The 22376-nt window shown below is 29.5% G+C and carries 22 protein-coding genes; 9 read left to right on the top strand and 13 right to left on the bottom strand.

Annotation, left to right across the window (positions count from 1 at the left end; all coding sequences use genetic code 11):
* Positions 1-189: 189 nt before the first annotated feature.
* The 3 genes from RWQ74_RS04525 to RWQ74_RS04535 form a co-directional block, all read right to left on the bottom strand.
* Positions 190-354, bottom strand: coding sequence for a hypothetical protein (locus RWQ74_RS04525; RefSeq protein ID WP_314397103.1), 165 nt, complete (start codon positions 352-354; stop codon positions 190-192).
* 325 nt (positions 355-679) lie between these two features.
* The gene (locus RWQ74_RS04530) at positions 680-1195 is read right to left on the bottom strand and encodes a YbhB/YbcL family Raf kinase inhibitor-like protein (RefSeq protein WP_274459964.1); all 516 of its coding nucleotides are present in this window, start codon (positions 1193-1195) and stop codon (positions 680-682) included.
* A gap of 501 nt (positions 1196-1696) precedes the next feature.
* The gene (locus RWQ74_RS04535; protein WP_314397104.1) at positions 1697-3052 is read right to left on the bottom strand and encodes an ATP-binding cassette domain-containing protein; all 1356 of its coding nucleotides are present in this window, start codon (positions 3050-3052) and stop codon (positions 1697-1699) included.
* Positions 3053-3258: 206 nt separating this feature from the next.
* On the opposite strand from RWQ74_RS04535, the gene RWQ74_RS04540 reads away from it, so the two are divergent.
* A complete protein-coding gene (locus RWQ74_RS04540; protein WP_314397105.1) occupies positions 3259-4416 on the top strand; it encodes an amidohydrolase in 1158 nt (385 codons plus the stop codon).
* 2 nt (positions 4417-4418) lie between these two features.
* Entirely contained in the window at positions 4419-4700 is a 282-nt protein-coding gene (locus RWQ74_RS04545) for a peptidase dimerization domain-containing protein (RefSeq protein ID WP_314397106.1), read from the top strand.
* A gap of 73 nt (positions 4701-4773) precedes the next feature.
* Here RWQ74_RS04545 and RWQ74_RS04550 read toward each other — a convergent pair whose 3' ends face one another.
* The 3 genes from RWQ74_RS04550 to RWQ74_RS04560 form a co-directional block, all read right to left on the bottom strand.
* Entirely contained in the window at positions 4774-5358 is a 585-nt protein-coding gene (locus RWQ74_RS04550) for a uracil-DNA glycosylase family protein (RefSeq protein WP_314397107.1), read from the bottom strand.
* 16 nt (positions 5359-5374) lie between these two features.
* Positions 5375-6730 (bottom strand): 23S rRNA (uracil(1939)-C(5))-methyltransferase RlmD, encoded by a 1356-nt coding sequence (rlmD, locus tag RWQ74_RS04555; protein ID WP_314397108.1) that lies wholly within the window; start codon positions 6728-6730, stop codon positions 5375-5377.
* Positions 6731-6801: 71 nt separating this feature from the next.
* Complete coding sequence (locus tag RWQ74_RS04560; protein ID WP_314086359.1) at positions 6802-6957, bottom strand: SE1561 family protein; 156 nt, start codon at positions 6955-6957, stop codon at positions 6802-6804.
* A gap of 244 nt (positions 6958-7201) precedes the next feature.
* On the opposite strand from RWQ74_RS04560, the gene cls reads away from it, so the two are divergent.
* Positions 7202-8719, top strand: a complete 1518-nt coding sequence (gene cls, locus RWQ74_RS04565; protein WP_314397109.1) for a cardiolipin synthase — start codon at positions 7202-7204, stop codon at positions 8717-8719.
* Between the two features lie 62 nt (positions 8720-8781).
* Entirely contained in the window at positions 8782-9720 is a 939-nt protein-coding gene (locus RWQ74_RS04570) for a peptidylprolyl isomerase (protein ID WP_314397110.1), read from the top strand.
* Between the two features lie 123 nt (positions 9721-9843).
* Here the strand turns inward: RWQ74_RS04570 and pflA are convergent, their stop codons facing one another.
* From pflA to RWQ74_RS04590, 4 genes are all read right to left on the bottom strand, one after another.
* Positions 9844-10641 (bottom strand): pyruvate formate-lyase-activating protein, encoded by a 798-nt coding sequence (gene pflA, locus RWQ74_RS04575; RefSeq protein WP_314397111.1) that lies wholly within the window; start codon positions 10639-10641, stop codon positions 9844-9846.
* Positions 10642-10759: 118 nt separating this feature from the next.
* Positions 10760-13000: a formate C-acetyltransferase gene (gene pflB, locus RWQ74_RS04580; protein WP_314397112.1), complete on the bottom strand. Its 2241-nt coding sequence runs from the start codon at positions 12998-13000 to the stop codon at positions 10760-10762.
* Between the two features lie 413 nt (positions 13001-13413).
* On the bottom strand, positions 13414-13884 hold the full coding sequence (msrB, locus tag RWQ74_RS04585) for a peptide-methionine (R)-S-oxide reductase MsrB (RefSeq protein ID WP_314397113.1): 471 nt from the start codon (positions 13882-13884) through the stop codon (positions 13414-13416).
* A gap of 1 nt (position 13885) precedes the next feature.
* The gene (locus RWQ74_RS04590; protein ID WP_314397114.1) at positions 13886-14740 is read right to left on the bottom strand and encodes a patatin family protein; all 855 of its coding nucleotides are present in this window, start codon (positions 14738-14740) and stop codon (positions 13886-13888) included.
* 123 nt (positions 14741-14863) lie between these two features.
* Between RWQ74_RS04590 and RWQ74_RS04595 the strand changes: the two genes are divergently transcribed.
* The 5 genes from RWQ74_RS04595 to RWQ74_RS04615 all read left to right on the top strand — a co-directional run bounded on the left by RWQ74_RS04595 (position 14864) and on the right by RWQ74_RS04615 (position 19159).
* Positions 14864-15463 carry an NAD(P)-dependent oxidoreductase gene (locus tag RWQ74_RS04595; RefSeq protein WP_314397115.1) on the top strand — a complete coding sequence of 200 codons (600 nt, stop codon included), beginning with the start codon at positions 14864-14866 and terminating at the stop codon, positions 15461-15463.
* Between the two features lie 269 nt (positions 15464-15732).
* Positions 15733-16632, top strand: coding sequence for an ABC transporter ATP-binding protein (locus tag RWQ74_RS04600; RefSeq protein ID WP_314397116.1), 900 nt, complete (start codon positions 15733-15735; stop codon positions 16630-16632).
* On the top strand, positions 16632-17372 hold the full coding sequence (locus RWQ74_RS04605) for an ABC transporter permease (RefSeq protein ID WP_314397117.1): 741 nt from the start codon (positions 16632-16634) through the stop codon (positions 17370-17372). Before RWQ74_RS04600 ends, RWQ74_RS04605 begins: the two co-directional genes overlap by 1 nt.
* 502 nt (positions 17373-17874) lie before the next feature.
* Positions 17875-18543: a histidine kinase gene (locus RWQ74_RS04610; protein ID WP_314397118.1), complete on the top strand. Its 669-nt coding sequence runs from the start codon at positions 17875-17877 to the stop codon at positions 18541-18543.
* A 16-nt stretch (positions 18544-18559) separates the two neighbouring features.
* Positions 18560-19159 (top strand): response regulator transcription factor, encoded by a 600-nt coding sequence (locus RWQ74_RS04615; RefSeq protein ID WP_314397119.1) that lies wholly within the window; start codon positions 18560-18562, stop codon positions 19157-19159.
* 540 nt (positions 19160-19699) lie between these two features.
* Here RWQ74_RS04615 and RWQ74_RS04620 read toward each other — a convergent pair.
* Genes RWQ74_RS04620 through RWQ74_RS04630 form a run of 3 tightly spaced genes read right to left on the bottom strand, consistent with a single transcriptional unit; the run spans position 19700 to position 22200 of the window.
* A complete protein-coding gene (locus RWQ74_RS04620) occupies positions 19700-20350 on the bottom strand; it encodes an MmcQ/YjbR family DNA-binding protein (protein WP_314397120.1) in 651 nt (216 codons plus the stop codon).
* A gap of 5 nt (positions 20351-20355) precedes the next feature.
* Positions 20356-21225: a glutathione S-transferase C-terminal domain-containing protein gene (locus tag RWQ74_RS04625; protein WP_314397121.1), complete on the bottom strand. Its 870-nt coding sequence runs from the start codon at positions 21223-21225 to the stop codon at positions 20356-20358.
* A 15-nt stretch (positions 21226-21240) separates the two neighbouring features.
* A complete protein-coding gene (locus RWQ74_RS04630; RefSeq protein WP_314397122.1) occupies positions 21241-22200 on the bottom strand; it encodes a Gfo/Idh/MocA family oxidoreductase in 960 nt (319 codons plus the stop codon).
* Positions 22201-22376 lie beyond the last annotated feature (176 nt).

Raw genomic sequence — 22376 nt, forward strand, 5'->3', positions numbered from 1 at the left:
TTTAAAGGAATTTATTCTTTTTTTCTACCCTTTCCGTAATAATTTTACTATATCTTTTAATAAAAATCATTGCTTTTCTACATTATTTATGCTAGAATGGAAATATAAAAGAGAGAGCCGTTTTAAAGACGGTAGCTCCAGTTAATTGATTATAAAAATAACCATCTAACCTGCTAAAGTTAAAGATGGTTATTTTTTATTGTCTTTTTTTAATGCTACAATACATGCACTAACTACTGAAACAATCAATAGATTTATTCCAATAATCGTCTGTACAATTTCGTAAGCTGACAACTTGCTACTCCTTTCATCCAGATTTCGATACTTATGAGCATAAGCATCATCCCCTTTCATATTGAAGTAGCCACCATCTTTATCGAAAACTAATGTTCTCTAACTTCTCTCTCCAATTTTGATTATATCAAATTAAACTGTGATAATCAACTATTTGTGGATACGCTTTACAGCTAGTATTTTAAATGTTAATTCCAAAAGTAAATTCCAGTTCAAATAAAAAACTGGAATTTAACCTAAAACTATTTTTTAAACTGAAACTTAAGTTGAGACTTCAATGGTGTCATTCCCAGTATCCTAAAAAGAGCTAGATAACAAAATACTAATAGATTTCTTTATTATTTACTACAATTTTTCTAAAAGTCCTTTGATTTTAATTCTTAATTTAAAATTGACCAATAACAACAGCAGTAGCTCTATCTAATGTGATTGAATCCACTGCATCTAATAATTCATTATAGTAAAAACCATCTTCTAAACCTGTTTTATCTGATAATGCGAAAACTTCAATTGTGTATCTATGATCCTTATCAGGTGGTGTGGGTCCAACAAAAATTGAATCAATTTCAGTAAAATCCATCCCCAATAGTGGACTAGAAAAACTATTTTTCCCCTGTTTAATAGAATTTTTATAGTCTAAACTATAGTTTTCAGGAATAATAACCTCATTATCCACTACCTCTATATCAGTGACAAGCCAATGAATCCATGGGAACGAACAAACTGGAATAGCATCATAGTCTATTAATGTAATAGCTACATACTTTGTTCCTTCTGGCAACTCTGTTATCTCAAACGGAAATGAACGTACTGGATTATTCTTAATAACATCACCAGGTTCTGCTTCTTTCCCAAATCGTTTAGGTAAAATATTTTCATTAAAAGGTAAGTTAATCTTCATTTTCAATCTCCTTTACAGATAAAATTAAATAATATATGAATTATATTATAAATTCAATAAACATGTCAAGGGTGAAGGAAATTCGCCAAAAAGCTAGACAAACTTATTAATTCCTCAAATAATAGAGTGATTCTAAAAAAGCTTTTATAAAGTTGTACTTACATATCAATAAACCACTGCGTCTATGAATTCTCATAAAAATTTTGAATCAAACACTTTGTTTTTTCACCTAATCATATCATACTTTTAGACGATTATTGAAAATTTAGGTGATTACTTATATTCTTTACTTTGTACTTCTGAGTTAGTCCCATCAGTGAAATTTCTCCTTGATGTCTAATCAATGACTTTCTTACTACATTTCCTCATATTCAGCATTCTTATCCTTTTCTTTCCATCTAGCACTAGCAACCGCAGCTGAGACAAAACCTAATATTAAGAATGCAGCTATAATAATTTTTATCATAATTGTCCTCCTAAATATTTTTATTAACTTCTAATTTACTCAAATTTTAGAACTTCTTTATTCGTAATGTTTATAACCTTAGTTGCAACATTATCGATAAATTCCATATCGTGACTCACCATAACTAATATACCAGGATATTTCTTTAATATCTTCTCTACCGCTTCTATCGCAACGACATCTAAAAAGTTAGTTATCTCATCTAATAACAGTACATCTGTTTTTCTAAAAAGTAAACTTACGAAATAAAGTTTAACCTTCTCCCCTTTACTTAAAACTGATGTCTTCTTATTAATATCATCACCTCTAAAATTTAGTAAAGCTAGTATATTTCTAAGTTCTATATCATCTAGTGTAGTAGATTCTTTCACGAATTCAAACAGTGTCTTCTCTTCCTCAAAAATATCAAATCTATTTTGTTCAAAATATGCTACTTGCAAAGAACAAGGAATAGACTTTCTCACATATTTCAGAAAAGTAGTCTTCCCTGAACCGTTTTTTCCTTTAATTAAGATTTTATCACCACTAGCAAAAGTAAAACCAGGTGATGTCCAAAGAATTTTACCATCTATTTCACAGCTTTTCGCGTCAATACAAAAACTCTTGTTATGAGTTTCCTTAAATATCTCTAAAAATTCAATATCATATTTATCTTTTAACGGCTTAGGTTTAATATTAGCCTGCAACTTATCTTCTTGTCTTGATATTTTTTTCTGTAATCTCTTTTCGTTTTTTGAAATTTTATTTTTTACACTTATAATTCTATAATCTGATCCACTCATGTTCTTTGGCTTTCCAGATTTTTTCCCCTGTTCCTCTTTCATCTCTTGGATGCTTTTCTTTATCTTCTTAGCTTCTTTATTGTACTTTTGTAATTCAGCTTCATACTCAGTAGTTTCAATTTCTTCTTGAAACTTGTACTCATGATAATTTCCATTAAATTCTCTCACAGTATTATTTTCGATTATCCATAACTTAGTACAAACATTATTTAGAAAATTTCTATCATGACTTGCTATACAAAAAGTCGCTGGAGTTCTTTTTATAAGATTAGCTATTTTGTTAGCATTATTATAATCTAAGTAAGTTGATGGTTCGTCTAGTAAATATAGCTCCACATTAGATAATAAACTACCCCTAATCTTACTTACAACAACTTCTCCTCCACTTTTTTTAAGAAGAGAATTTTCTCCAAATTCTAAAAACTCTGATGAAATATTATTTTTGTCTTTAACTAAATCATCAATATATTTTAACAGAGTTGTCTTTCCTGAACCGTTTTTCCCTATTAAACCAATAATGTCACCAGTATTTATACTCAATTTTTCTATTTTAAATAATATCTTCCCTTGTTTCTCAAACTCTATGTTTTTAATATTTAATATTTGCATACATTAACTCCTTTTTAATAAAATCTCTCTATTAATCTAATGTATCCATGCTCCCACCTCCGAATTGAGTTTTACTAGTGTCTATTTATCTCATATTATATCAAAAATAAAAATAATTGAAAACATTTTCTTAAACTATTCTCTATTTATTAAAATATTTATGCTATAATTGTATTTATAATTAAAAAAGTAATCTGGAGGTTTTTATGATTGAACAAATTATACAAAATGAACTTGATAAATTTTATCCAGAAATGATTGAACTTCGCCGCTATATGCATATGCATCCTGAAGTTTCATTTAACGAAAAAAATACAGCGAGATTCATTAAAGAATATTTAGAAAAAATTGGAATTACTAATATTAAAACAAACGTCGGCTTAAATGGTGTAGTTGCAAGAATAAAAGGACAAGATTCTTCAAAAACAATTTCTTTTCGAGCTGACTTCGATGCTCTACCTATAAATGACGCAAAAGAAACTCCATACAAGTCTACAATCCCCAATGCAATGCATGCTTGTGGTCATGATGGACACACTACAGCATTACTTGCAACGTGTAAAGTATTAATGAATAATCAAAAAGAACTACCACATGATGTTGTAGCAGTTTTCCAATACGGTGAAGAACAAGCTCCAGGTGGAGCAAAACCTATGATAGATGCTGGTTGTTTACAAGGTGTTGATGCAATATTTGGAGCTCATCTTTGGACACCCCTTCCACTTGGAACTTTAGGATATAGTTACAAAGAACTATGTGCCGCTGCTGATAGATTCGAAGTGAAAATTAACACTAAAGAAAATGCAAATATTATTGCTGCAGAATTTGTTAGTATGACTCAACAAATAGTTTCACGATTTTCTAAACCAAGAGAAACACTTGTCATTACTTTAGGAAAACTTGAAAGCTCTGTTAAAGAAGCAAGTATTACTGGTACGATAAGACATTTTAATAAAGAACTTCATAAAATGGTACTAACTAAACTTCAAAATTTATGCAAAACTCTAGAAAATGAATATCCTAGCACTACTATAGAATTTATTTACTACGGGGGATATCCTCCTCTTATAAATCATAAAAAAGGAACAATAGAAATTCAAAAAGCAACTTCTAAAATTCTTCCAGATATTAAGCAGATGGAAATTGAACCACTTATGATTGGAGAAGATTTTGCATATTATGTTGAAGAAGTTCCCGGAGCATTTTTCTTAATCGGTGCAGGAAATTCTACATTCGCTAAATATCCACATCACCACCCAAATTTCGATTTTGAAGAAGAAGTAATGAAACAAACAGTTTCAATATTTTTAACACTAGCATTTGATTCTACCAATGTAATAAAAAATCTTAAGGGGGAACAATAGATATGAATACATATTTAGTTACTATTTATGGTAAAGGTGGACACGGAGCTGAACCTCATGAAGCCATCGATACAACAATTATCGCTGGTGAATTTGTACGAAAAACTACAAAATATAAAAATATAGAAATAATCTCTGTAAAGAGTGGTGATGCTTTTAACGTAATCTCTGGTAAGGCAGAAATTATTTTAAAAACCGATAATTTAGAACAGTTAAAAACAATACTATCTTCACTGCTTATATATTACGGTGAGCAGACTAGATTTGAAATAATAGAAAATTAAAGAGACTGAGGTAACTCGAAATCATGATTTCATAGAAATCTTCAAGTTACCTCAGTCTTTATTTTTTAATGATTTATTTCTGTAATATTTCCTTCACCCTTTTTTGTAATTCCGGTACTACTTCTTTAATAAACCATGGATTTTTATTATGCCAACGAAAATTCAATGGTGACGGGTGAACAATTGGAAAATAACGTGGCAAGTACTGTTTATAATTATATACAGTTTCTGTTAGATTCTGTTTTTTATCATTTCCCAAGTAATAATCTTGCGCATATTTTCCCACAAGAATAATAAGTTCGAGATTAGGCATAAGTTCTAAAACTTTTGAATGCCATTTTTGGGCAAAGTTTTTTCGAGGTGGTAAATCCCCACTCTTACCTTTACCTGGATAATAGAAATCCATTGGAACTACACCTATTAAACCAGATTTATAAAATATTTCATCATCTACTCCCATCCACTCGCGAAGTTTAATCCCACTTTTATCATTGAAGAAGATTTTACTTTCCTGAGCTTTAATACCAGGAGCTTGACCTATGATTAATATTTTAGCTGTGTTTGGAGTAGAAAATAAGGGTTCAATTCCTTTATCCGTGTATTTTTCATTATCACTATCTGCCATTATTTCTTTTTTCAATTGTTCAAAACTATCCATATTTTTCCTCTGAAAATTATTTTCTAATCAATTCAACTACCGCTTCAACTGCCGCTGTTCCTGGGAACATGTCTACTGGTTGAATACGTCTAATTTTATATTTTCTTGTTAAAACTTTTAAATCACGTGCTAATGTAGATGGATTACAGCTCACATAGACAATCTTCTTAGCATCAACCGCTAATAGATTTTTAGCTAATGGTCCAAGACCTACACGCGGTGGATCTACTATTGCTACATCAAAGTTTATTCCTTTTTTCTTCCAACGTAGAACTATTTTATTAGCATCTCCTGCAACATAAGTACAGTTTGTTAAATTATTTAATTTAACATTGTCATTAGCGTCTTCAATCGCAGCTGGAATAATATCTACACCATATACTTCTTTACAGTTACGGCTAACATATTGCCCAATTGTTCCAACTCCACAAAACGCATCTAATACAACATCTGTTTCTTTTAGTGCGGCGAATTCTACTACTTTATCATAAAGTTTTTTAGTTGCTGGCGGATTTAATTGGAAGAATGATTTAGCTGAAAGTTCGTACTTAATATCTCCAATTTTTTCAACGATATAATCTGAACCGTATAAAGTTACACTTTCTGTTCCCATCACTAAATGATCTTTATCATTAGTGATATTTAATATAATACTTTTTACAATTCTTTCACGCTTAAGTTCATTAACGACCTTATCCATGTTTTTAATCTTATCAGTATTCGCTACAAATGTTACTTGAACATCTCCATTATAGAATGAAGTTCTTGTAGAAATGTATTTCACACCATAATTCTTTTTATTTGTAGAGATTTCTACTTTATATTTTCCTAGTAATTTCTTAGCTAAGTTTGTTATTTTATTACCATTCTCATGTAATGCTAAATCTTCATTAATTTCAACTAAATCGTTAGAACCTTCTTTATATAACCCTGCAATAACTCGTCCATTTCTAACAGCTAGTGGAAATTGGTTTTTATTACGATACCCTTCTGTTACAGGACTAGCTAATGTTTTTAGCACTAATTTATCGGGTTTTGGTAGTCTATAATACTTATCAAATGCATCTAATAAAATTGTACGTTTATATTCTAATTGTTTTTCATAACTAACATGAGCTAAGCCGTATGCTCCACTTTCTGCATACTCTCGTTTAATTTCTACTCTATATGGGCTTGGTTCTTTTACTTTGACAAGTTTTCCAATTATATATTTTTGTGTCTCCTCAACTATTTCACAAACAATAACCTCATCAGGTAAAGTACCTTTTACAAAAGTAATTTTCTTTTTATAATACCCTATCCCCTCACCATTAATACCAATTTTTTTAATTGTAAGTAAGACGTTTAATCTTTTTCCGTTTTTATTTTTCATCGTATCCTCATTCATGAAGATAAGCTGAGTAAAAGCAAAACACTCCCACTTCAGCTTATCCAATTCTACTATTATTTTATAGTTTTAATTTCGTTATCTAATTCTTCTACTAATGCAATTAATCTATCAATTTGAGTTAAATCAACTTTTTCAGGTTCAATATTTTCTAACTCACTTGCAAAATCTTCAAATTTCATTTTTAATTCTTCTAAAATATTATTAGGCATAACATTCTCCTTTTTTGTTCTCTATTCCATTATAATATAAATTTATAAAAATTCAACTCATAACACAAAAATTAATAAATTATTTTATAAGTATAATATTTTATATTTATTCAAAATTACTCTATTTTTTTCATTTTAGTGTCAAATAAATTATTATCTGCTAAAAGAACATATTGTTTATGTAAATAATATTAATAGACATTTCAGATATTTTAAGGTACTATTAAGTTAGGAGTGATATATTATGAATTATATAAATTTACAATTATTAAATATTAATATTTCTAGTATTTTTTATTATATAACTTCTATTTTTAATGATATAAATTTTGATATAGTTTTGACAATCTTTTTAGTAATTAATACTTTATTGGCATTTTCAATCGTCTTTTTAGAGTATCAAACTACTACGTCATCTTGGGCATGGATTCTAGTATTATTTTTAATACCATATCTAGGATTCATTCTATATTTAATATTTGGAAGACCTATATATAGGGAGAAAATATTTCCTTGTTCAGATGATGAAAAAATTAGATATCAACAAAACTTGTTAAAGAGAACTGTGCCCTATGAAATTACAATAAATGAACAAGTAATTCATAAACACAGAAATTTAATAGAACTAAATTTTGAAACTGATAAGTCATTTTTATCTAAAAACAATAAAATTCGAATTATTACAGATGGAAAAGAAAAATTCAGATTACTTTTTGAAGATATAAAAAACGCTAAGAGCTACATTCATATTCAATATTATATATTAAGAAAAGATGGCATCGGAAAACAACTTTTCTCCCTTCTTGAACAAAAACTTCTGGAAGGTGTTGATGTATATATTCTTTACGATGATATTGGATCAAGAAAATTAAGTATTTCTTCTTTGAGACAACTCACAAAAAACAATGCTAAAATAAAAAAATTCTTCAAATCAAAATTGCCGCTTATTAACTTTCGTATGAACTATAGAAACCATAGAAAAATTGTTATTATAGACGGTAATATCGGTTATACAGGTGGTTTCAATGTTGGGGACGAATACTTAGGATTGGATAAAAAATTCGGATATTGGCGTGATACTCATCTCCGTATTGAAGGTGAAGCAGTAGGTTCTTTAGAATATCGTTTTATAGATGATTGGAATTCTCAAACAACTAAAAAAACAGAACAACTAAAACTAACCTCAGAACATGTTTCTACACCAGTTAATAATTATTTACCGATTCAACTAGTTTCAAGTGGACCAGATAATAAACTTCAAAAAATAAAATATAGCTATTTATACATGATATCTAGGGCTAAGAAATATATATACATTCAATCACCCTACTTCATCCCCGATGAAAGTGTTATGGATGCACTAAAGATGGCTATATTATCAGGAATAGATGTGAGAATTATAGTACCTAATAAACCTGATCATATATTCGTATATTGGGCTACATACTCATTTATTGGTGAGCTTGCAGAATTAGGGGCACAAACATATATCTATGAAAATGGATTTATTCATACTAAGATGATTATTATAGACGATGAAGTTTCAAGTTTAGGTAGCGCTAACTTCGATTACAGAAGTTTCAAATTAAACTTCGAACTAAACGCATTTATGTATGATGATAAAACTACAAAAGAGTTTAGAGATATTTTCCTAAAAGATATTGAAAAATCTACCCTAGTTTCTTTTTCTGAATATCAAAAGAGAAGTTTACTTATAAAAATCAAAGAAGCGTTCGCAAGATTGATATCACCGATTCTTTAGTTGTTTTATATTAAAAAATATGATATATTAATACATATGTACACATAGGAGGACAAAATTTAATGAAAAAGTTTAAAAAAGCTATTTTGCCTATAGCACTTAGTATCTCTGTTATAGGATTAGCAGGATGCTCTGCTGGAGGAACTAAATATATCTCTAGTAAAGCAGGAGACGTTACAGAAAAAGATATCGTAGAAAGCATTGGAGCTAGCCAACTTTCTAAAACAGCTACAAGTATGATGATCCAAAAAGTACTTTTAGATAAATATAAAAACAAAATTGATCAAAAATCAATCGATGAGCAACTTCAAAAAGCTCAAGAACAATACGGTGGAAAAGATAAATTTGAACAACTTTTAAAACAACAAGGATTTACACTTGATAAATATAAAGATGGATTAAAAGTTAAAGCTGCTCAAACATTATTAATCAATGATTACGCAGGAACTAACGATGATAAACTTAAAGAAAGTTACGAAAAAAATAAACACCAATATCACCTAGCACACATTCTTGTAAGTGTTAAAAGTGAATCAAATCCAAATGGATTAAGTGATGAAGAAGCTAAGAAAAAAGCAGAAGAAGTACTTAAAAAACTTAAAGATGGTGGAGACTTTGCTACACTAGCAAAAGAAAACTCTAATGATACTGCAAATGCCTCTAACGGAGGAGACTTAGGATGGTCTTCTAAAGAAGATAACTCATTCGTTAAGGAATTCAAAGATGCCGCATACGCATTAAGTAAAGATAAAACATCTGATGTTGTAAAAACTTCATTCGGATATCACATTATTAAAGTACTAGATGAAAAAGACTCATCATTCGATGAATTAAAACCAGCATTAGCTGAAAAAGCGGCTGAAGAGGCTGTTAAGAAAGATAGTACAATCGTAAGTAAAGCTCTTAAAAAATTATTTGAAGAGTACAATGTTAAATCAAGTAACAGTGACGTTGAAGCATATATTAAATCTATGCTAGAAGGTACAGCCCCAGCTCATTAATAATTATAATTTAAAGACGACTAAAATCAAAACTTACCTTTAGTCGTCTTTAAGTATATATAAATGAGTAATTCAAAAGTCATTTCTAAACGATACGCCTTCTAATTACCCACTTTTAATTATTTAACTTATGTCATATCTTGCACCTAAGATTTCGATAGCATTTTTTATACGATCTTTTGTCGGCGGATTAATATCATTCAATTCATATTCTATTCCTAATTCTTTATATTTGAATTTCGCCATATCATGATAAGGTAGGACTTCAACACGCTCTACACCATTTAATGTATCGATATACTCACGAAGTTTTTGTAGATAATAATCATCATCAGTCCATTTCGGTACAAGTACATGTCTTATCCACATTTTTGCACCATTATCACTTAAAAAGTTAGTAAATTGAATAATATTTTTATTTGTTCGTTTTGTTAAACGCAAGTGTTGCTCATCGTCTATATGTTTTATATCGACTAAGAATAAATCCGTTAAAGAGATTAATTCTAGTACTTTTTTATTCATAGTTGGAGTGTTAACATAGAAACCACCACAAGTATCAACGCAAGTATTGATTCCTAATTCCTTTAGTTTTCTAAAAAGCTCTAAGATGAAATCAATTTGCAGTAGCGATTCTCCCCCACTTACTGTAACTCCTCCTCCATCACTTGCTTCAAAAAATTCACGATACTTTACTATTTCTTTCGTTAATTGATCTACTGTCATAACTTTAGCATCAGGATTATGCATTTTCCATGTATCTGGATTATGGCAATATTTGCATCTTAGCATGCAACCTTGAAAGAATACCACATATCTAATTCCTGGTCCATCGACATTACCAAATGACTCAACTGAATGTACATTAGCTGTCAATTCTTTTTTCTCTTCTATAGCTATTCCTTCTACTTTTTCCATTTCCATATGCGATTTCCTCCTTTTGCTATTCTATAGTTTTTTTTATCGTATTCTGAAAATATAATTATTTTAATCTAAAAAGTGGAGGCCTTTCGCCTCCACCTTCTTTTAATTATTTACTTAATTACATGAATTGGTGCATTGTACGGCTTAATACATCACGTTGTTGCTCTGGAGTTAAGCTGATTAAACGTACTGCATATCCTGATACACGAATTGTGAAGTTTGGATAATCTTCTGGAGATTCAATAACTTTAAGTAATGTTTCTTTATTAAATACGTTAGTATTTAAGTGGAAACCACCTTTTTTGAAGTATCCGTCCATCATTGCTGTTAAGTTTTTAATTTGATCTTCTTTAGTTTTACCTAATGAATTTGGAGTAAATGCAGCAGTTAAACTGATTCCATCACGGCTGTATTCATAAGGTAATTTAGCTACTGAGCTTAAGCAAGCTAGTGCTCCACTTTGGTCACGTCCGTTCATTGGGTTAGCACCTGGAGAGAATGGTTCTCCTTTACGACGTCCATCTGGAGTGTTACCAGTTTTCTTACCATATACCACGTTTGAAGTAATAGTTAAGATAGAAGTTGTAGTTTCATCTGCACGGTAAGTTTCGTGTTTTTTAAGTTTCGTCATGAACACTTTTAATAATTCAACAGCGATTTCGTCAGCACGGTCATCGTTGTTACCAAATGTTGGGAATTCCCCTTCAACTTTGTAATCTACAGCTAATCCATTTTCGTCTTCAATTGGAGTAACTTTAGCATATTTAATAGCTGATAAACTGTCCACTGCTACTGAGAATCCAGCGATACCAGTTGCCATAAATCTTCTTACGTTAGTGTCGTGTAACGCCATTTCTAAGCTTTCATAAGAATATTTATCGTGCATGTAGTGGATTACGTTTAATGTATTGATGTATAGTTTACATAACCATTCCATGAATACATCAAATTTAGCCCAAACTTCATCGTAGTTTAATACACCACGAAGAGATTCTGTTTTCGGTCCAACTTGCTCACCAGATAATTCATCACGTCCACCATTGATTGTGTATAGTAATGCTTTAGCTAAGTTAGCACGAGCTCCGAAGAATTGCATATCTTTACCAGTAGTCATACCAGATACACAACATGCGATAGATTTATCACAAGTTCCTAGGAAGTCTGCAAGTAACTCATCACTTTCATATTGGATAGCACTGTGGTTAATTGAAGATTCAGAACAATATTCTTTGAATCCTCTTGGTAATTTAGTTGACCAAAGAATTGTTAAGTTTGGCTCTGGAGAGTTACCCATGTTATCTAATGTGTGGATGAAACGGAAGTCTGTTTTTGTTACTAATGATCTTTCAGCGTCTAACATTTCCCCAACAATTAATGTAGCCCAGATTGGGTCTCCTGAGAATAATTGGTTATAGTCTGGAGTACGAGCGAATTTAACACAACGTAGTTTTAATACTAAGTGGTCAATTAATTCTTGAGCTTGAGACTCGTTAATTGTTCCATCTTGTAAATCTCTTTCAATATAAATATCTAAGAATGTAGCAATGTTACCGATAGACATCGCAGCACCATTTTGTTGTTTGATAGCTGCTAAGTATCCGAAGTATAGCCATTGAACAGCTTCTTTAGCGTTTGTAGCTGGCTCAGAAATATCAAATCCGTAGATTTTAGCCATTTCTTTTAATTCACCTAAAGCACGAATTTGTTCGTTAACTTCTTCACGGTCACGGATAACGTGTTCAGTCATAACTCCATCAGCACCGATTTTAGCTAAGTCATCTTTTTTCCAAGCGATAAGTTGATCTACTCCGTATAATGCCACACGACGGTAGTCTCCGATAATACGTCCACGTCCGTATGCATCTGGAAGCCCTGTAATAACACCAGATTTTCTTACTAGACGCATTTCTGGAGTATAAGCATCGAATACACCTTGGTTATGAGTTTTACGGTAGTCAGTGAAGATTTTAATAACTTCTTCATCTACTTCATATCCGTATGCTTTACAGCTGTTAACTGCCATGTTAATACCACCAAAAGTCATTAAAGCGCGTTTAAGTGGTTTTTCTGTTTGTAATCCTACAACTTGTTCTAAATCTTTTTCAATGTACCCTGGTCCGTGAGAAAGAATAGTTGAAGGAATACTAGTATCCATATCTAATGTCCCACCAGCTAAACGTTCTTGACGCATTAAATCATTGAATTTTTCTACTAATTTAGTAGTAGCTTCTGTTGGCCCAGCTAGGAAAGAAGAATCTCCTCTATACTCTGTATAGTTAGACTTAATAAAATCTACTAAGTCTACCTCTGTTTGCCATTTACCACCAACGAATGCTTTTTTTTCTGCAACTGTTGTCATAATTTAGTCACTCCTTAAATTTTTTTTGTATATATTTATTTATTGGTTTTAATTTTTTGTTACACTCATAGTTTACATACAACTCGCTTTTTTAACAATATTTTTTCATATTCTATTTGTGTACATTTTGTGAACTGCAGTACTAGTACAATTTTTTTATTTCTGATAATTTATTTTAAATTTTCATAGAAATTTAAATATTCAAAATGAAAACTTTACTGTAACGATTATGAAAGCGTGATATTTTAAAAACTTCTATTTTAAGAATATTTATTACCCATTATATAACTGTTATTCAACTGAGTAAAAATGATGTAGCTGTTATCATTATAAATATATCAAAAAATAGTATTATTTTATGATAAAATAAATAGATAATCGATACTTTCTATCAATTACCTATTCTAAAAATACTATTTGAATAAACTTAATAAGTCTGCATATCCTTCTTTTTCTAAATCTTCTTTCTTAATAAATCTTATTGACGCACTATTAATACAGTATCTAAGCCCACCTGACTCAGTAGGACCATCAGGAAATACATGCCCTAAGTGTGCATCGCCAACTCTACTCCTTACTTCTATACGCTCAACATAGTGAGAATTATCTTTATAATACTTAGTTACCTCTTTTTCTATTGGTTTAGAAAAGCTTGGCCATCCACAACTAGATTTAAACTTATCTTTTGAAGAAAATAGTGGCTCACCTGTTGTAATATCAACATAAACTCCTTCTTCAAAACTATCCCAATATTGACCTGTAAAAGGAGTCTCCGTTGCACTTTCCATAGTAACTGCATATTCTAAATCAGATAATTCTTTTTTTAATTCATCTTTTGATTTTCTTTCAAATTCTTCTGGATTAATTTTAATTTCTTCACTCATTTTATTTCTCTCCTTTATAACTTATATATTCTTTTAAATTTTCTATAATATGTTTTCCGTCTTTCACCCCTAAATTATACACGTGGTTTAGTTTTTCTGTATCTTTTTCAAGTCGTTTTACAGTAATATCTTCACTAGGTCTTATAACAAATACTTTCCCCTGTTTTTCCAACTCAAGTATCCTTTCAACCGTTTCATTATAATCTTTATATCTATTCTCTAATTTTTCAACTAATTGCGGATATTTTTTATAGAACATTTTAAATTGTATACTTGTTGACTTTTTCTTTCTATATGAAATAGGTCTTGTTAATATAACAATTATTTTATCGTAATTTTGTTTTTCAAAGAAGTCTATCGGTATGCTATTAGCTATTCCCCCATCAAGATACTTTTTCCCCTCTACTTCTATTATTTCCGAAATAAAAGGTAATGCAGAAGTTGCCCTCAAAGTCTCCATTTGCAGATACGGATCATGGATTTTTATAAACTCCGCTTCTCCATTTTCAATATTAGTTACTGTCGCATAAAAATCAGTCTTAGACTCTTTGAACGTTTTATTGTCAAATACATCTAATTGAAAAGGAAGCCTGTAATATGTAAAATCCTTATTAATCAAGTTTCCAGTTTTTATCCAACTTTTTAAACTCATATATCTCTTATCATTTATATAATTAACATTGTAACGAAGTGCTCTTTTAGGTTGTTTAGAAACATAATTCACCCCAAACAGCGTTCCTGCTGAAACACCTACGATATCTGTAACCTCTATATTATTTTCCAAGAACACATCAAGGACACCAGCTGTAAATAGTCCTCTCATTGCTCCACCTTCTAATACTAAACCTACTTTCATTCAATCACACTCCTTTTAAATTGATACTATTATATCATCTTTTATTAATTAGTTTAAATAAATTTACTTGAGAATTAAGTTATGTTAATATGAAAAAACAACATAAATTCAAATGAGGTACTTATGAACATATTAATAATCGGTGGCAATGGCTTTGTAGGTCAAGCATTAATTAAAGAATTTAAGAAATACAAAGTAGAAGTTAGCTATTTATCTAGAAACCAAAATCACTCTATTTCTAAAGATAAAGTAACATGGATACAGGGAGATATTTTCGACCTTGACACTATAATAATTAAAAAATGCTACGATATAGTCATTCATCTAATTGGAACGATTAAAAATAAAAATCTATATTCAAAACTTAATACAGAAAGTGTGGCACAGACAATTAAATTATGTCAAAAACACAATATCAATAAACTCGTCTACTTTTCTGAAAATGGTGGCTTTAAACAATATTTAGAAAGCAAGCTTGCTGGAGAAAGATTAGTGAGAGATTCAAAACTAGATTATCTAATAGTCCGTCCAGGTCTTATGTACGGTAAAGGCAGACTTACCTCTTATTTCAATATATTACCGATTAAATTCTTTTCAAAATTAGGTATAACATTTTTCAAAAATGTGTATCCTCTTCCAGTTGAAAAAGTAACAGAGTCAGTAGTTAAATCTATTCTCGATAATACTGATTCAACTATTATTGAAATAAAAGATATGAAATAATTATATACACCGACTTAAAGGGAGTGACTCAAAAATCGTGATTTCGAAGAAATCGATTTTGTCGAGTCACCCCCGCAAAGTTTATTAGATATCAATAAACCACTGCATCTATGAGTTTTCATATACACTTTGTTAAAATTTAGGACTTTTGGGTTCTCCCCTTAAGTCTATTTTTTATGACATTTGTCATATTACTTCGTGACATTACCTACTAAAAAGACACTCTCCTACTTTGATATAATTTAATTATCAAAGGAGAGGTGATCTAAATGTCATTAAATAATATTATAAAAGTAAAAAATATAACAAAAACAATTAAAGGGAAAAACATCTTAAATAATATTTCTTTTGAAGTGAATTCTGGTGAATGTATTGCTTTAATCGGACCAAATGGAGCTGGTAAGACTACTCTAATGAACTGTCTATTAGGAAATAAATTTATCAACTCAGGTTCAATAAAAATTAATTCTCTAAATCCAGGCAACCAAAAACTAAAAGAATTTCTTAACATACTTCCTCAGGAAAATGTTGTTCCTGAAAAACTAAAAGTAAAAGAACTACTCGATTTCATACAGAAATTATATAAGAATCCCTTAACAAATGAAGAAATCGATGCACTGCTAAGATTTGATGAGTCTCAAAAAGATAATTTTGCTTCTAAATTATCAGGAGGCCAAAAAAGATTATTATCTTTTATTATTACATTAATAGGGCGACCAAAATTAATTTTCTTAGATGAACCAACAGCTGGCATGGATACATCAACACGTATCAGATTTTGGGAAATTGTGAATAACTTAAAAAATAAAGGTTTAACTATTATTTATTCATCACACTACATTGAAGAAGTAGAACATACAGCAGATAGAATCTTAGTTCTAAATAAAGGAAAACTAGTTCGTGATACTACTCCACATGCTATGCGTGCTGAAGAAATTGAAAAATACTTCACACTACCTATAAAATATCTAGATTTATTGAAAGATAGTGATATTATAAATAATTTAGAAATAAAAACAGATAATATTAATTTCTTAACAAAGAAACCAGATGAAATATGGAACATATTACACCAAGCTGGTTGCACGTTTAAAGAAATTGAAATTCAAAATAGAACTTTATTAGATAGTATTTTTGTAACTACAAAAGAAAACGGAGGAGAGAAATAATGAGAAATCTTACCAACTTATTAAACATAGAATTTATATTCATAAAAAGAAACTTAACTAATTTTATTATGGGATTAGGTTTTCCAGTTATCTTCTTTATCCTATTTTCTGGGATGCAGCAATTCGATGATCCTGAAACAAAGGTACGCGTAGTAAAAGATATGCTTATTTCAATGACTGCATTCAGTAGTATAAGTTTCGCTCTTTTTTCTCTTCCTATTTCTATAAAAGAAGATGAAAAAAATAACTATCTGCATATATTAAATAATTCTCCCGTAAAAATATCTGAATACTACCTTGCTCGTTTTATTCGTCTAATAATTACATTTATTATATCAATAGTTGTTGTGTTTGCTGTTGGTCATATCTTTAGAGACGTTAATATGACAGCTCGCGAATGGATTATGTCAGCTGTTCTAATGCTTATTGGAAGTATTACATTTTTAGGTATGGGATTACTTCTATCCCTTATTAAATCAGAAGAAAAACTTTCGTTACTTGCTAATATATTATACCTAGGACTTGCTATGTTAGGTGGACTTTGGTGGCCTGTTTATCTTTTCCCAGAATGGTTGCAAAATATATCTAAACTGACACCAACTTATTATTTATTAGAGTTCGTTAATAAATATATCAAAGAAGATATTTTCTCTTATAAAGCTCTAGCTATACTTCTAGCCTACTCAATTGTATGTATAATTGCTACATTGGTAATAAAAAACAGAAGAGAATCAAAATAATAATAATAATAATATAAGAGTGAGGATAAATTATTCACACTCTTATATTATTGTGGTATTATTAAAGAATAAGGAGGCTGAAATGTATAAAAAATTACTAAATTTATTAAAGGGAAATTATGGATTTTATTTATCATTGGTATTTTTTATATTCGCATTTGTATATGTTATCGATGGAAGTTATCCTAAATATATATTACCCTTAACTATTCTCGCCATTGCTTCATATATAGGAATGTTATATACAAAAAATAAAATTCTTGTTTTTACAGAATGGTTTTATTTAATTGCTTATATCAGTTACATGACCATTGTTTTACATCCAACTAATATTCTATTTAGTTTTTATCTGAGTAATTTGCTCGTTTGGCATTTTCAAGATAAATATTTTACTTATAGGACAATTAGTTTTTTCATAACTATAAATTGTCTAACATTGTATATAATTGCTAATCCAAAAATAAATATTGGAGATAGAATAATCCTATTTATTTTTTCTTCTATGTGTGTTATAACTTATTTTTTCCAAAAATATGCTTATGAAAGATCTAAATTAAAGAATGAACGTTTAAAACACAATGAACATATTAATCTGCTTCTTGCTGAAAATGAAAGAAATAGAATTGGACGCGACTTACATGATAGTATCGGCCATACTTTTGTAATGTTAAAATTAAAAGCAGAACTAGCTGAAAAATATTTAGAAAAAAATAATATTGAAGAAGCCAGAAATGAACTTAAAGAAATCAGTGAAATCAGTAGTTCTTCTATGACAGAAACGCGATCTATAATTAATAAGCTTAAATATAGAAGTATTAATGAAGAATTAAAAGTTATTTCAGATATTATGACCATGGCTGATATTTCATTAGATATCGTTAATAATATGACTGCACTACCATCTCAGCTAGTAGAATGGACTATTACAATGGTACTAAAAGAATTAACGAATAATGTCATTAAACATAGTAATGCTAATAAATGCAATATTGAAATAAATGAATCTAGTAACAACTACACTGTTATTATCTCTGATAACGGTAATGGCTTTGAAAATATTAACGGAACAGAACTTTCTTCTATAAGAGAAAGAATAAAAATAGCTAATGGAGAGATTGAAATAGTTTCAAAAAAATCTCCCACAACTATTAAAGTAACAATCAATAAATAAAAAACAGGAGGACAATATGAAATTACTAATCGCTGAAGATCAAAGTATGTTACGAGACGCAATGGCAACATTATTATCAATGGAAGATAGTATTGAGAGTGTACTTCAAGCTAAAGATGGAAAAGAAGCAATAGATTTAATTTCTACTAATGATATAGATGTAGCTATACTCGATGTAGAAATGCCTGAAGCAACAGGATTAGACGTACTAGAATACATTCGTAATAATAACATACATTGTAAAGTTGTTATTGTGACAACTTTTAAACGTATGGGATATTTTGAACGCGCCATAAAAAATAACGTAGATGCCTACGTCTTAAAAGATCGCTCAATAGATGAACTTATGAAAACAATTAACAACGTCTTAGCAGGCAACAAAGAATACTCACCTGAACTGATGGAAAATATATTCAATAGTCATAATCCATTAACAAATCAAGAAAAAATTATTCTTTTAAAAATTAAAGAAGGATTACCAAATAAAGAGATTGCTAATGAGCTGTTTTTATCCGAAGGAACTATTAGGAATTATATTTCTAACATCCTAACAAAATTAAACTGTAAAAACAGAACAGAAGCTGTAAAAAAATCTACTGAGGAAGGATGGCTTTAGATGACAAGAAAACTTGCTATTAGATTATCATTACTTTCATCAATTATATATATAATCTTAAGTATTTCCTACTTTTCATATAGTATTATAAGTTCATTAGATTCATCTTCACCTAGCGCTGGGGCTGGAATAGGATTTCTACTAGCAATTCTTATTCCCCACTACTTTATGTATCTAATAGCTACTATTTTCAATCTAATGACAGTATTAAAGAAAAATACAAAAAATTATTTAATTGTTATAAATATTATATTGTATATCATTGCTGGCGCATTAGGAATTTATATCGGAATCTTTTTCATAATCTCTATTATTTTCCAAATAATATTCCTTATAGTTGCATGCAAGAAATAAAATAAGAGGCTGCCTCAAAAGTCCTAAATTTTTAAAAAAGTGTATATGATAACTCATAGACGCAGTAGTTTATTGATATCTAAATTCACTTTATAAAAACTTTTTAGATATCTAATAAACTATGCGGGAGTGACTCAACAAAATCGATTTCTCCGAAATCACGATTTTTGAGACACTCCCATTATTCTATTTAACTAAAGAATGGCTTATATCGATTAATTCTTTTATTTTTTCCAATTTGATATTTTTATCTATCACTATGCTAATCCAATGCTTTTTATTCATATGATATGCTGGAAAAATATTTTTATTATCAATAATTTCTAAAATTTTATTCGCAGGATATTTTACATTTAAAATTTTCACCTTAGTTGTAATATCAGTATTTTTATTCAATTTATTATACTCTACGTCCAGAAACAAGGAATACCATTTATTTTTTTCATTTACCATAGCTAATATATCTGGATGTTTTTTAAAAGGATTAACACGATTTCCACCGTATTTATTATTGTAGTAGTCGATGATTTCTAAACTTATTTTTCCTGATTCATCAGCTAAACCTAATATAGAACTTAGTAGTTTCTCTACATGTTCTCTAATATTTTGAACCGTTTCACCTACAGCACTATCTACACTAAATAATGAATAAATCTCATCAAATTCTAAATCATAGACTTCTATTGTTAGTTGATTATTAGCAAATACAATTTCTATTAAAAAGTTACTATCTAAAATTTCTTTTTTATATACTAGTTTGTCCGCTTCTTCCTTAAATCCAAAGCCCTTTAGCTGTTCCTTAGAAAAGTTATATTCCTCTACATCTATAATCTTCATATTTATTATTCAAATCTAGCTCTATCGTGACTTTGGTTCCACTTATCTACTTCTGGTCCTTTTGGCACAATAGTTTTACCTGCTGATACATAATATCCGACCTTAATTGCTTCAAAGTCTGTTGTAGATCCGAATCCTGGTGTTTGATATAAATCTTTTAAGTAGTTGAAAATGTTAGGATATTCCTCAATTCTCTTTTTATTCGCAGAATATAATCCATAATAAACGACATCAAAACGAATCATAGTAGTATAGAAACGAATATCGGTTTCTGTTATCGTATTTCCATGGAAGTATCTTTGATTTGATAAACATTTCTCAAATACATCCATCATATCGAAGAATCTATCGAATGCCTCATCATATTTTTCTTGGCTTTCAGCAAATCCCATTCCATATACACCATCATTAATAGCTACAGCTAATTTTTCATTCCACTCATCAATTTGATCAGCAAGATGTTCAGGATATAAATCTATTCCGTCTTTCTTATGTAGTTTTTTAAAAACTGTCGCAAATTCGTGCAGTAACTCTGCTGATTCTTTTCTAACTACTTTTCCTGTAGTAACATCAACAAGCACTGGTACTGAATATGGTCCTTCATAGTCTGAATCACTATTTAAGTATACATCTTTAATTTTTGATTGTTTTAAAACTGGATCTAGACCATCTTTATCTAAGCTAAATTGCCACCCTTCTTCTCCACGACGATAATCCAATGTTCCTAAACTAATTGTATCATCTAATCCTAGTATCTCTCTTGCTATAACTGCTCTATGTGCATATGGGCAGACTGCAGTCCAAAACAATCTATATCTCCCTTCCTCTATGGGTTGTTCTTCTGTTCCAAATGGTTTACTAAAAAATTTTTTCATGTGATTTTCTCCTTTTTAATTTTCTATAAATTTTTTCGCTTTTTCATAAATATACATAACATTTAAAGTATGTTCTTTTTGATTATTCATAAATTTAAAATCTTTATTATTTATAACTTCAACGAATTTTTTAAACTCAGCAAACATTCTGTGTGAATGAATATTATTATTTTCATTTATAAAATTATCTTTTGTTCGAATACTGTAACTAGGAACTTCATTTGTAGGACCAATAACTTTAATTATACCTTGATCACCTTGAATATTGACATAACTATTATTAAAAGTATCTTTAGCTGCAATGCACACTACTTTAAAGTTATCATATTCTAATAGAAGAATACCAGAAGTATCCACATCATTGACTATATTAGGTGAATAATATACTTTATTAGGTTTACCAAACAATCCAACAACAAAATGAATATTATAAATATTTAAATCACCAAGCACTCCTCCACCTTTACTCTTATCAAAAACAGGAGCTATTACTCCATTTTTAAATGCTTCGTATCTTGAAGAAAATTGAGAAAAATTACACTCAACAAGTCGTATTTCTCCTATATTATCAATATTGTCTTTTATATCAAGATAATTTTTTTGATATTGATTTGTTATTGCTTCTATTAAAATTAATCCTTTGTCTTCAGCAATTTCAAACAATTCTACAGCTTCATCATACTTTAACGTAAAAGGTTTTTCACAAATAACATTTTTACCAGCTTCTAGAGCCTTTTTAGCAACTGTATAATGTAAATTATTTGGAACTGCAACATAAATCGTATCAATCTCTTTATTTTCTAGACAAAGATCAATATCAGTATATATTTCCTTAATATTATATTTAGACTGTAATTCTTTTAAATTTTCAATATTCCTAGCTGTTATAGCTTCTAATTTAATTTCTGGAAGTTCATGAGCAAAAGATAAGAAATCTTTAACTATCATTCCAGAACCAATAATTCCTAATTTCATGTTTCCCTCCAAACTACTCAACATAGTTCTTTAATTATAACTTGTTAACATCTAGCTAGCAACTTTTCTGCATAAAAACTCTTCCTTAAAACTTTCACGCAACAAGAAGATTCTTATCCTTTAGCTTTGTATTCATGTTCCGGATTATTATAATAGTATACCATGTATTTAATTTT

It is taken from the genome of uncultured Gemella sp., from assembly GCF_963525165.1.
In the GTDB taxonomy this organism is placed as follows: Bacteria; Bacillota; Bacilli; order Staphylococcales; family Gemellaceae; genus Gemella.